Raw genomic sequence first — 12,970 nt, 5'->3', positions numbered from 1 at the left:
TTAAGAACGTTTGTAGTACAATGAAATAAGTAGATTGGGTAAAAATGACAAAGATATTTTTTGAAAAAAATCATCCTTAGCAATGCTGTATGCATTAATTTGGGATATACTATTTTTCAATTCTAAAAAATATGATTGACCTTCTTGCTGAACGATAACTTTCTGATATTGAGCTAGTTCAACTAAGTTTAATCGAATATATTCATTTAAAATAGCTAAACCTGCATTTGATTGAAAAAACCAATGAAAAAAACTAAAAGTAAATATGCCTACTAGAATAACAAAGACATATTGGTACACGAATAAATGTAGAAAATGAACCGAATTATTACCTCTTTGTTTTACTCCTTTTTGAACCAAAAACCACTGAAAAAATAAGACAATCACATAACTAGGGGCCTTTTTACCACCTATAGGAATAATACCATTTTGATTTAATACATAGCAATAAACCAAAATTAAGCCAAATACCAACAGAGCTGCTACGACCAATTCTGGTAAGCGTTTGAGGTGTATGAACATATTAAAATGAGGTATAAAATAGACCGTTTACCACTCCTACTATCTGATGGTCAAATGTATGATTTAAAAATGCCGAGTTTTTCGATTTACTTAAAATCATGGATTCTTGGTATTCAACTTGCTTTTCAGCCACCAAAACACCTTTAGAAGGAAAATTCACTGACAATTTCGCAGCATCAATTCCCATTAATTTAGCTGGTCCATGATGTAACCAGGTATCAATGGCATTAATATTTCTTTGATTGGCAGCTTGTAAAAGAGCCGGAAGTAACGTTTCCAAACCCACCACACCAAAACTTGCTTGATCAAATTCGATCTCCTTCATTTCAACTTCAATAGGATGGTGGTCAGATACAATGGCATCTATTGTTCCATCTTGTAGTCCATTCCAAAGTGCATCCTGATCTTCTTGGGTTCTAAAGGGAGGATTGACCTTTTTATTTGTATCAAAATCAGCTAAATCTTCTTCTGTAAAAATCAATTGATGAATAGCGACATCCGCGGAAATAGGTAATCCTTCTTGTTTCGCTTGTCTAATTAGATCCACAGATTCTTTACTGGATAGACAAGAAAAATGAAGTTTAAAACCCTCACTCCCATTCCCAAAGCTATTGCTTTGCACATACCGTAATAAATCTAGGTCCCGCTTGATGGAAAGTGTTTCCGCTAAAACGGGAATACCTTTTAAACCCATTAGGGTACTTTGAAGTCCTTCATGGATTTGTCCATACAGAGATAAGCCCTCCGAAATAGGCCTAGAAACCAAGGTAACTGGTAAAGTCTGAAGATATTGTAAACATTTGACCATCAAATCAGTATTCTGTAAAGAACCCGAACCATGACTAAACCAATGAGCTCCTGCCTGATGTAAATCGTATAAATCCGTAAAATTATCGCCCTTATTATCTAGTGTCAGTGGAGCTATTGGAAAATAACTAAGCTCAGAAGACTGATTCCGAATGAATTGAATAGCTTCAGCTTGTTGAGGAACAGGATTTCCTGTAGGCAAAAGGACCAAATCTAAAACTCCGCCTCGTATAGCAGCCGACTTCAAGGAACTCCAATCTTCTTTGAATTCTCCTCCTGGCAATGTATGATGTACACGCAAATCTATGACAGAAGGATACCAACGAAGATTTTCACAGTCGATCTTCGTATCAGCAGGGCTAGTGATGGAAGGAGCTATTTCCTTCCAAATTCCATTTTCTGACAATAAATCAACTTTTTGCTGAAAATAGGACGAAGTACTATCTAAAATTAAAACAGATTTAAATAAAATGCGCATGGCCTTTGGTATAAAAAAAAACCCTGAAAATCAGGGTTTTAAAATCAATGTGCAACAAATGATTTATAGGTGGCTACATCCATTAATTCAGATAAATCACCTAAATTATTGGGTTTTAATTTCACGATCCAACCTTCACCATAAGGGTCTGAATTGATTAATTCTGGACTAGTATTTAAGGCAGTATTAAACTCGATTACTTCTCCTGCAACTGGTAAAAACAGATCAGAAACTGTTTTTACAGCTTCAACAGTTCCGAATACGGCATCTTTAGCGATGCTTTTTCCTACTGTTTCCACTTCAACAAAAACGATATCTCCCAACTCACTTTGTGCAAAATCTGTAATTCCTACGATGGCTACATCTCCTTCTAAACGTATCCACTCGTGCTCTTGGGTATATTTTAATTGTTCTGGAAAATTCATATTCTTATGTTTAATTTGTTACGCAAAGGTCATTAAAGTTCTCATTTTTTGCAAATCGAATTTACATCCTTTTTACTATTCTGATAAACTATATCGTATCTGGAATCCTCCTGCCACAGTAGAGCGGTAGAATGAATTTGAAACTAGTGGATTATTCATCATTTTATCGAAATAAGCTGTCACAGATAATTTATTATTGATGGAATACGTTATTTGCGGTCTAAACTGGAAATTGATAAACCCTTGAGTCACAATTGTCTCAGCATCCAATTTTCTTTGTAAAGTCCGCGTATCACGGATAGTTAAATTCATGTTAAATCTTAAATCATTCGGCAATCGAACAAAGGCTCCATTAATCTTAAATGGAATTAACATATTAGCTCGTGTAAAGCCAATGGAAACTGTGAAATCTTTATTAGACAATTCCGCTACTTGGGAATTCGATAAATTCAAACCGACATTTCGATCTTGATTATATTCCAAACGCAAAGAAACCCGACTTTTGGTGATCGCATTAAAACCGATTAAAGGTGAAAATCTTTCAGAGAAAGAGATCGTACTCATCACATAGACAGGAATTAACGTATTGGTTTTAGAGTCAAAACGAGAAGACAATGGGTACAATAAACTATTCAAGGTTAAGTTGACATAATCATTTTCAAACTGCCCATATTCCAATGATGAAATGAAGTTACCCACGTTATAGGTACTGGAATACATGTGTGTAATGGTAAATGAACTGAATTTCTTTTTGAGCCAAGGCATTAAATTAATACCATTATAATCCACCTTCCAGTTAGGTAAAGGAATATCATAAAAAGGAGAATACTTAACTGTTTGAGCCGAAACACCTGAATAGGCGGCAAAGAAGGAAGGAATTAATACATCTTGGGAATTGATATTATAACTACCATCTGCTGCTTTAGCTCTATTGAGTCGGGCTAATAAAACATCCCGATTACTTCTAAATTCATCAAAAACCAATTGTGGGTCTTTAAATGCTGTTAAAAAGGACAAAAAGGACATGGAATAATTACCCGACCGTAAAGGGTTCTGACTAACAAATTTCCCGCCTACACTGGTTGGCCTAAAAAATTCTTGGTAATTATCTCCTCGATTGTAATTTCCTTCTAACTGAATACGTAAATCCTTATTGGGCTCTAATTGAGTAATATAACTGAATTTGGTATTTCTCAATTGAGTAAAAGGCACATTTTGAACCGTACTCTTGGTCAACCAACCCTCTTGAGCGGCTTTAAAACGAATGCCATCATCTTGTCCGCCACTAACAAAATCCAAACCAGGCGCTGAGGTATTTCCATTTAATCCAAACAATCCTGGTTGTTGTAAGAAACCAGGTAAGGTGGTTGACTCATTGACGGAATAATTAACCTGTATACCGCGAAGGGTTAAAAATAAACGAGCAAAGGTTTTCAAGACCGATTTACTTGGAATGGCAATTTCCTCTTCATCACCAGGATTTCTAGCTACATTTTTACCCGTTGCTGCCGGCGTATTAGCCCATCTTAATGCTCTAATTCGATTGTATAAAGACACGAAATCCACTTTTCCACTAATCGCTCTTTCTCGCGTATTTTTAATAATATTTCCAAAAGGCAAATTTAAGGAATCTCGAATATTGAACGAATTGGCATAATAATTATAACCGATTCGGTGGGTATAATCCGCATTCATCCAATCTGTCAGAGGAAGCTTTTGAAGTGGTAATCGCCAAACGATACCTGCCTGTTGATCAAAATTCTTAGCCCTTCCAAAAGACTTTATGTTATTCATCACGGAATCTCTCTTGGCTTGAGTATCAATATCACCAATAGGCTCATCAATGATGGCATTCACCATGGTATTATAATTGAAAATGACACTTTTTGTCAAATTCCAATTCAACGCATATTGGCGATTAAAGAACCAATATTTTTCAAATTGAGGGGCCACCCCAATGATATTCAAATCTTGATTTCTTAATTGAGTTTTTATAAAACTACGGTCCATTTCTGCCCTAACAGTAAAAGAACTAGGCTTCCAATTAATATTAAAATCTTTGATGATATCTAACCAAGCTGAGCTGGTATTCCATTTGTTAAAGGGCTCCCAAAAAGCACTATTGGTGGTGAAGGAATACAAGATACTTGCCCGCTGACTGTACTGTTGATATGCATGTATCATGGTACTCGACCGGAGCATCTCAGAATAAGCATAGGAGAATGTGAAATTTGAAAAATCCCACAAATAGGCTCGTTTAGACAAATTACTCTTGACTTTACGCACATTGGTAAAGTTAAACCCGCGTCGCTCCGTATTATCTTCCACTAATTTAGCATAGCCTGCTCCCTTGGTTTCTAAAGCATTAGATAAGAATATATCTGGATCTAGTGGGTCAAATTGAGGTGAGATATTGCGCTTATCGTAGGTAATAAAAAATGGAATACGGAAACCCCAGCTCGCAGGTAAAAATTTCTCCAAATTTAAATTAGCAGTAATGCCATATTCTACGTAATTCTCACGTGAACGATCCGAAATTTTCGATTGTACTCCTCCAAAACCATAATTCTTGAAACTACCGTTCATCATCACGGTTCCTAAATCAGCAAGTTTTAAGCCCAATTTACCTACTGCTGCTTCTCCAGATGTTTGATCAAAATCAGAAGCTCTCAATTCATTCACCCAAATACAAAAACTCTTAGGACCATCCGTACTAATATTTCGCATACCAATCATCATGGTCATGCTGGCACTTTGATCAGGCCTACCCATGACAGTCACTTTATACTGCTTTCCTGATGAACTTGTCATGAGAACCGAGAAGCGTTCATTCAACGATTTCCCTTGCTTATCGCGCTCCATTTTGGCCCGCTTTAACAAATCGAACTCAATATCAAACTCATTTTCCATTGGCCAAATCTCCAAATCCAAACTTTGGCCTTTTTGAGTTTGAGTTAACCCAACGGATTGAACTTCATAGTAATTATCCGTTAAGTCTGTCCCTATACGGATAAATGCCGCTACTTTACCATTGATTTGATCTTGACTTTGCATGGAAATAAACATGCGAAGTCGTTTATAATTGATAAAGTCAAAATTGGTGTTTTTAAATACGGCACGAGCATCTCCTGGTCGTAAATTATCCACACACAAACTCATGGATTGTTCGTTTAAACGCGCATTATTAATGGTGGTAATATCTTGATCACGCACAAAACCAGGAGGAACTACATAAGGAATTGTATTGGTGCCTTTAGAAGCTGGACCATTTTCTTCAATGTTAACGGAGGACACTTTAAACTTGGCATCATAAGCCTCTGGAATATCTACTCCATTTTTCTTATCTAAATCTCCTAAAAACTTACGATAGGAATAACCCGACAGCTGTAATTGTGCAAAACGCAATACAACTGGTTCTTGGAATTGAGTCAGTAACATGCGGAAAAAACGAATGGATTTAAAACTATTCATTCCTCCTACTGCTGTAGGTTTATCCTTGATCGGAATACGGAATAAATACCAATCTACACCATTCTCTGTCACTCGATCCACGATATACCCTTTACCTACTTCCAATTGACCAGATTTCAAATCCACTTCATATTTAAAGTACGATTCTACTTCATTCACGGTATTATCCGTGTTTAAATCTTCCCGATCAGGAACCATACTATTGGCTTCCGTAAAGTTCGTATTACTTGGATTGGCGGTAGTAGGTGAATTATTTTCCAGCCCCATGAAATTCTTATAGCGCTCAATCAAACTTTCTGTACCATTGAACTTCTCATTCAAATAATAATCAAAGTCGTCACCTGCAGGGTCTTTCACTAATTTAGTGAGGGCAGTTTGATCGCTAACCTTGGTACGAATTTGGTTCAAATATTCTTTGAAATAGGTCTCTTCTGAAACACTAGTACCTTCAGAAACCTGATTGGATAATCCGTCTAATCCTACATCTTGTGTAGACCGACCGGCTTGATTATCAAATGCATTGATTACAAACTGTCTTTTCGGTGCTATACCCCATTGGGTTACCTCCACATTTTGAGAAGGTCCAGAAGTTATTTTCTCTCCTGCTGGAATCCCATTTTCAAAGTTGGAAAAGCCATCAGGAATAAAGTCTTCTGAAATATCTCCTAGATGGAATACCAGCTTTCCCCCTGTTTCATTATTCTTATTCAAAATGCCATCACGTACCTTGCCTTGCTCCCCAGCTACAAAAGGGTTCATTAACCAAAACTCAATCTGCTCCACATTGGCATTATCAAAATCCGTATCTGAATTGATTGCCCTTGTAATGGCTCCAAAATTATTTTTGGGATCTCCTGCCAAAAGTCCTTTGGATGTCAAGTTTGTATTAAAGTTATAAATACCTCTTTCTTGAGGGAAATAGGCTACATCTAAAACCCCTAAAGGCAAATTGGTGATATTATTGGCAAAGTCTTTATTGGGAAATAATCCCTTGGGAGTAACAACCCTTTCGTAAGCATACGCATTAACTTTATTGGGATCTATACCTGGAATATCTAAACCAAAACCACCTTGCCCATAAATACTGGCATCCACATTGTAGGCAGAAATCTTGGCACGTTTGAAATTAGAAGTTAAATCTCTGGGATTGCCTATGATAAACTCCTTAGGCGTTGAAGCAGGTTTCCAAAGTGTCGGCTGAGAAGAAAAATTGTAAACAACGCGAGCCGCTTCAAAATCATCGATAAAGGCATTTCCTTGAACGCGATCATTGACATTAGGAATTAATTTAGCTACCTCACCTTGAAAATCAATAACCGATGCCTCTTTAGTCGATACTATAGGCAATGCATCTAAAGCACGTGTAATGGCATTAGATTTACGGAATAAACTGGCATCAAAGCCAATCAAGGTATTATTTACGGGTTCATTTCCAATAGCTACACGACGAAAGAATGCCGGAGGACTTTCACTCATATTTTGAAACGTAGCTCCTAAATGAAAATCCGAACCTAAATTATAATCTAAACGAGTCCCCAATAAAGTACGTACCTGGTTGGAAAACAAATCTGGCTTCTCATAACAAATCTTCAACTCTCTGCCTGAAGAAAAGATACTTTCATTGATAATTTTTACCCTTCCAGACATCCCTTCTACAATAAAATCAGTACCAGAAGTAAGTAATTGCCCACCAGCAGAAACGGTAACAGATTTAGCTTCGACTCCAAAAGGCAACATAATATCACTACCCATGCCTGATTGGAAAGAACCTTTCAGAAAGAACTTATTTTTACCTGCTAATTGCAATGCATCTGATTGAGTCTTACGGTATAGCTCATCAAAAACGTATTTGCTGACCAAATTGGACTCCGTCGGACCAAAATGAGATTTCAAATCCCGACCAAATGGCTCTAAAACAGGAAAGATAATACGTCCATTTTTGGCATCGATGGTTAAGTCTTCCACAAAGTCAAAGTTTCCGTCCGGTTGAGGATCACCTGCAAAATTCAATTTGTCCAAGCCCAATACCTTCACTAAAGGAATATCCTTTAATTTTTCACCTTCAATCAAATTGGAATTATCAATACCCGTAGCATCATCCTTGTATACAATGCGTAACTGAAAATTTTGCTTAGCTAAACCATTAGTATTCAATGAATAAATATTCTTCATCATCAAATCCCACATGGGATGATACAAATTATTACGGATGGTGGAGGATTTAAGCATTTTCAACACCAACACCTCGTCATCTCTTCTTGCTTGATAATCTTCTGTCAACTCACCCACCTTGTATTTTCTACCATTTAAAGTGTACTCATAAGCTACCGCCAATACTTCGTCATTTCTTAGAGGTGATACCAAGGATAAATAACCTAAGGTTGGATGAAATTTAAATTCTCTTTCATTCAATCGTTTGGCGCCTTTCAACATATCGAAATCTGTCCCTCTCTGTAAATTATATGCAGATTCCAATCGATAAGAGGCCTGATCAGATTTTCTAATTTCAGCGTCATTCACCAATTTATCATACAAGCCATTGTTTTTATTATCAACTGGTTGGTTGGGAATGATGGGACTTAAGGTCGGATTATTGGCACTATATGGGGCAGATTCTCCTAAATCTGAAAGGGAAATTAGGTTTCGAAGGGTCTCAGTACTCTGTGTTCTATTGGTTACATAAACTTCTACCCGGGTAATGCTAATACCTGAGGATAGCATAGGCACATTTTTTAATGCCTGTTCATACTGACTTCTAAAATAGCTTGATAAGAAAAAATGTCTATTTTCATCGTACTGATCCGCTCGTATCTCAAAGGATTTACCTTGTGCTCCTCCTTTTAAGGTAATACAATCTTGTTTGGAACGTTGCTGAGCTGCCACTACAGTCACATCCAAGTTCCCAAACCTCATTAAAGTCTTTAAACCAAACAAATTTTGAACTCCTGGAATCAGTTGGGAATTCAGCGTCCAGGATGTATTCCCTAATTCAATATTTTGTAAAATATCTTCTTCCTGGGTCTTCCAGTTTAATTTTAGTTGGTTTTGAAAGTTAAAACTAGCCTTTGTATCAAAATTGGTATTCAAATTCAGTTTTTCGCCAATTTTCCCTTGAAAGTTAATTTGCGCCTGTTCATTAAAAAACAAATTTCCTACATAGCGCAATTGAACAGGAATAGCAGGATTATCCACAAACTGCCCCATATAACCGATGTCCAACAATAAACTACCATTAGGCTTAAAATAGACCTCATTGCCCCCAAAAATACGGTCTATGGCAGGTGGTAATTCTATTTTAGGAAATAGACCTCGAGATTGTAAAGAACTACTTCCATCTAAACTTTTTGAATAGGCATTCCAAAAACTCCTATTGACTTGTCGGTCTTGCTCTCTTGCATATTCTTGGAAGGAAAAGGGCCTAACAGGCTGTACCGCTATATTACCCAATTGTTGAGATTGAACTAATTGATTTTGTTCCTGAAAAGTTAAGGAAGTCTTAGCTCCTTTGATTGAATAAATAGAAAAAGGAGATTTCGACTGGTTTTGGAATACACTAAAAGGATTGATTGACTTAAGGTTAAACCTTGGCCTTTTTCCACTTTTTTCTAAGGTAGTATCTTCTGCAAAAAACGTATTCGTATAGGTAGGAACCCCTTCCACTACCCAGGTAAGTAGCAAAAAAGCCAATAACGCAATCAGAACACGAGATGCAAAATGTCTATGCACAATTATCCGGGAAACAATTTTAAACCAATTTAACGAAGAGCCAACTTAATTAATTGCTCAATAGAAGCATCTGGATTACTTTTCAGTAAACTATCCAGACTTTTCTCAGCTACTCCCCTAGCAATTCCTAAAGTAACAAGTGCTGCTAAAGCTTCTTGTTTAACACCATAAGATTGATCATGGGATGCTAAACCCGCCTCAACAAACAAGGCATCCTTTTTGCATTTATCTTTCAATTCTAAAATGACACGCTGAGCCGTTTTAGAACCAATACCTTTAATCGATTGAATCAAACTAATATTTTCATTCATGATGGCAGCCCTAATTTCTCCTGAAGAAAAGGAAGATAACATCACTAAGGCAGTGCTTAAGCCAATACCTGAAACACTGATTAAGTCTAAAAATAATAGTTTTTCATCCATGCTATGAAAGCCTACCAAGGTATGTGAGTCTTCCTTAATTTGTAAATGAGTGAAAAGCTTAATGGATTCATGCCCATTTGCCAAACTATCATAGGTTTGTAGTGAAATTTTAACCTCATAACCTACTCCATTCACATCGATGATGATATGAGTACGGTCTTTATGAGCTAATTTACCTTGCAGATATGCAATCATCTTTAGGATATTCTAAGTCGCATCCCTGGTCGTAAAACGGCAGAACGCAATCGATTTAATTTTTTAATTTTAGCCACAGTCAATCCGTCATGCTTTTCCGCAATGTCGGATAAAGTATCCCCAGAACGAACTAAATAATACCTTACTTTTTTCTTTTGGGAAACTAATTGCTTACTCGTTAATGGAACGATGGAGGTATCAGCCGCTTTGGCGATGGATTTCACTGGGAACCATTGCTTTTCCAAAACAAATAAATTTTGGCCTTTTTTCAAGCGATTTCTTCGTAAACGGTTAATCCTTTTTAATTCAAAAACGGATATTTCAAATTTGCGTGCTACTTCGTAAATGGTTTCCCCTTTTTTAACCTTATAGCGCACTTTAACCATGCGCATTTTCATGCTAGCCATAGTATCAGTAGCCAATACGGGTTGAAGAGAGATTGCCGCAAGTCCAGCCGAATCCATGATTTGCTTACGATTCGATTGGAAAAAATCCGTTCTGTTTTTAGGTATTTTTAATACAAAAGACTTAGAATCTTTAGGCAAATAATGGGTCAAAACGTGAGGATTAAGCTTTTTCAAGGTATCCATGGATATCTTGGTTAAAGAAGCAAAAACACTTAGATTCAAATAACCATTAATTTGTAGGGTATCAGATGGAACATGACTAGCCCAGGTTTCAGGATGTATGGCATGATCCCAATGATAATTCATCATATAGGCCATTGCAATAAACTGAGGAACATAAGCTCTAGTTTGCTTCGGTAAACAAGGATAAATCCCCCAAAAATCATCGGAGCCTTTACAGTTTCGAATAGCTCTTTTCACGTTTCCAGGACCTGTATTATAGGCAGCTAATGCCAAATGCCAATCACCGAATATGCGGTACAATTGCCTGAGATACTTACTTGCGGCTTCCGAAGCCCGTTCAGGATCAAAGCGCTCATCTATATAAGAATCTACACGCAGACCAAAATCACCTCGGGCTGTATAAGGCATAAATTGCCACAAACCTCCTGCTCCTTTATTGGATAATGCTTTGGGATCCAGACCTGATTCAATCAAGGATAAATACTTTAACTCGTCTGGAAGATTGTATTGCTTCAAGTATTTCTCATAAATAGGAAAATACAAATCTCGCTTTTCCAACATACGCTGAGTAAAGTCCGACTTCCTAAATGCAAAGTATTCCACAAACTGATGTACGTAAAAATTATATGGCAAAGGAATTTGATTCTTCATTTGCTTCAATCTTCCTTCAATCAATGCCGGATCTATCATCCAAGCTGTCGGAGAACCTTGCTCATATTGCGCTAAGGAATCTATGACACGTTCATCTAAAATAGGTTTGAATGAATTCCATACTTGAGCCTTCCCTATTGAACTAGCAATAAGTAGCAGAAAAAAAACTATATGTAAGCTCTTCTTATTCAAGGCATTAAACTAATTCCGTGGCTAAATCCAGCATGGCTTCTTCTTGAAAAACATCTGCCATAATTTGAAATCCCATAGGTAAAGATTGGGCATCCTCTCCCATAGGAATAGAGATGGCAGGCAAACCTGCCACATTGGCCTGTACTGTAAACAAATCCCCTAAATACATTTGCAATGGATCTAGTGTTTTCTCTCCCAAACGGTAGGCTGTAGAAGATGTTGTTGGGGAAACTAAAAAATCATTTTCCTGCAATAAACTTTGCGTAAACTCCTTAATCAAACGTCGAACCTTTTGAGCTTTGGTATAATAAGCATCATAATAATCAGCGCTTAAAACAAAGGTGCCAAGCATGATTCTTCGCTTGACTTCTTCTCCAAATGCTTCATCGCGTGTCTTTTTATACATTTCCAACAAATCCTTAGTAGCAAATGAGGTTCTATGACCAAATTTCACACCATCAAATCGGGATAAGTTAGAGCTTGCTTCTGCTGTGGTTAGAATATAATAAGTCGGTAACAAAGCTTCTACATAGGGAAAATCAACAGCAATTACTTCATATCCTTTCTTTTTCAATTGATCTAATCGCTCAAAAAAAGCCTTTTTAATATCGGCTTGCAAACTAGGATGTTCTGCCATTTCTTTAATGTAGGCTATTCTTTTACCATTGCTTGGCTTCTTGACAGCAAACTCTGACACAGACACGACTGTGCTATCTTGCCCGTCAGCACCAGAAATAAATTTCAAGATTAGTGCTAGGTCTTCCACATGGCGAGCCATGGGACCAATGGTATCAAAAGAAGAAGCATATGCAATTAATCCCCAACGAGAAACGCGACCATAGGTAGGTTTTAATCCAGCTACTCCGCAAAAAGCGGCTGGCATTCGGATAGAACCACCTGTATCTGTTCCAAGGGAAATATGACACATATTAGCTTGTATGGACACAGCAGAGCCGCCAGAGCTTCCTCCAGCCACATGGGCTGTATTTTTAAAATTCAATGCAGGACCAAAGGCAGAATTTTCATTGGTTGAACCCATACCAAACTCATCGCAATTTTGTCTACCAATGACTATGGCATCTTGATCCAATAGTCGTTGCACTGCCGTCGCAGAAAAGGTCGATTTGAACGAATCTAAAATATTACTCCCTGCATAGGAATGGTGATCTTCATAACAAAGTAGGTCTTTGATCCCTATCACCAATCCGGCCAATTCACCAGCGGTACCTGATTGTATCTTTACATCAATAAGGGCTGCTTTTCCCAAAGCTTCAGCAGCATAAACTTCTAAAAATGCATTTAACTTCGCATTATGTGCCTCAATTTGAGACAAATAATAAGTTACGACGTCCACACAGGTCAATTGACCTTGGTCCAGCAAATTTCTTAAATCACGGTATTTTAACAGGGATATATTCATCCAAATGGGGTATTCAATAAAACACAAAAGCATAGTTGGACAAGTCCAACTATGCAGATTAATTAAGTTTA

7 protein-coding genes are annotated in these 12,970 nt (G+C 37.2%); all 7 read right to left on the bottom strand.

Annotation, left to right across the window (positions count from 1 at the left end; translation table 11 throughout):
- Nucleotides 1-522: a hypothetical protein gene (locus EWU23_RS00925; protein ID WP_166227890.1), complete on the bottom strand. Its 522-nt coding sequence runs from the start codon at nucleotides 520-522 to the stop codon at nucleotides 1-3.
- A 1-nt stretch (nucleotide 523) separates the two neighbouring features.
- Complete coding sequence (locus EWU23_RS00920) at nucleotides 524-1,807, bottom strand: dihydroorotase (protein WP_166227888.1); 1,284 nt, start codon at nucleotides 1,805-1,807, stop codon at nucleotides 524-526.
- Nucleotides 1,808-1,851: 44 nt separating this feature from the next.
- Nucleotides 1,852-2,232 (bottom strand): glycine cleavage system protein GcvH, encoded by a 381-nt coding sequence (gene gcvH / locus EWU23_RS00915; RefSeq protein WP_166227886.1) that lies wholly within the window; start codon nucleotides 2,230-2,232, stop codon nucleotides 1,852-1,854.
- 75 nt (nucleotides 2,233-2,307) lie between these two features.
- Nucleotides 2,308-9,429 (bottom strand): T9SS outer membrane translocon Sov/SprA, encoded by a 7,122-nt coding sequence (gene sov / locus EWU23_RS00910; RefSeq protein ID WP_317164281.1) that lies wholly within the window; start codon nucleotides 9,427-9,429, stop codon nucleotides 2,308-2,310.
- Nucleotides 9,430-9,458: 29 nt separating this feature from the next.
- Nucleotides 9,459-10,046, bottom strand: a complete 588-nt coding sequence (ruvA, locus tag EWU23_RS00905; RefSeq protein ID WP_166227884.1) for a Holliday junction branch migration protein RuvA — start codon at nucleotides 10,044-10,046, stop codon at nucleotides 9,459-9,461.
- 2 nt (nucleotides 10,047-10,048) lie between these two features.
- Nucleotides 10,049-11,479: a lytic transglycosylase domain-containing protein gene (locus EWU23_RS00900; RefSeq protein ID WP_166227882.1), complete on the bottom strand. Its 1,431-nt coding sequence runs from the start codon at nucleotides 11,477-11,479 to the stop codon at nucleotides 10,049-10,051.
- 4 nt (nucleotides 11,480-11,483) lie between these two features.
- Nucleotides 11,484-12,899, bottom strand: a complete 1,416-nt coding sequence (gene gatA, locus EWU23_RS00895; RefSeq protein ID WP_166227880.1) for an Asp-tRNA(Asn)/Glu-tRNA(Gln) amidotransferase subunit GatA — start codon at nucleotides 12,897-12,899, stop codon at nucleotides 11,484-11,486.
- Between the last annotated feature and the right edge of the window lie 71 nt (nucleotides 12,900-12,970).

Source organism: Aquirufa beregesia (assembly GCF_011090385.1).
Classification (GTDB): Bacteria; Bacteroidota; Bacteroidia; order Cytophagales; family Spirosomataceae; genus Aquirufa; species Aquirufa beregesia.
The sequence above is the reverse complement of the archived record's forward strand: the minus strand, read 5'-3'. Positions and strand labels throughout refer to the sequence as shown.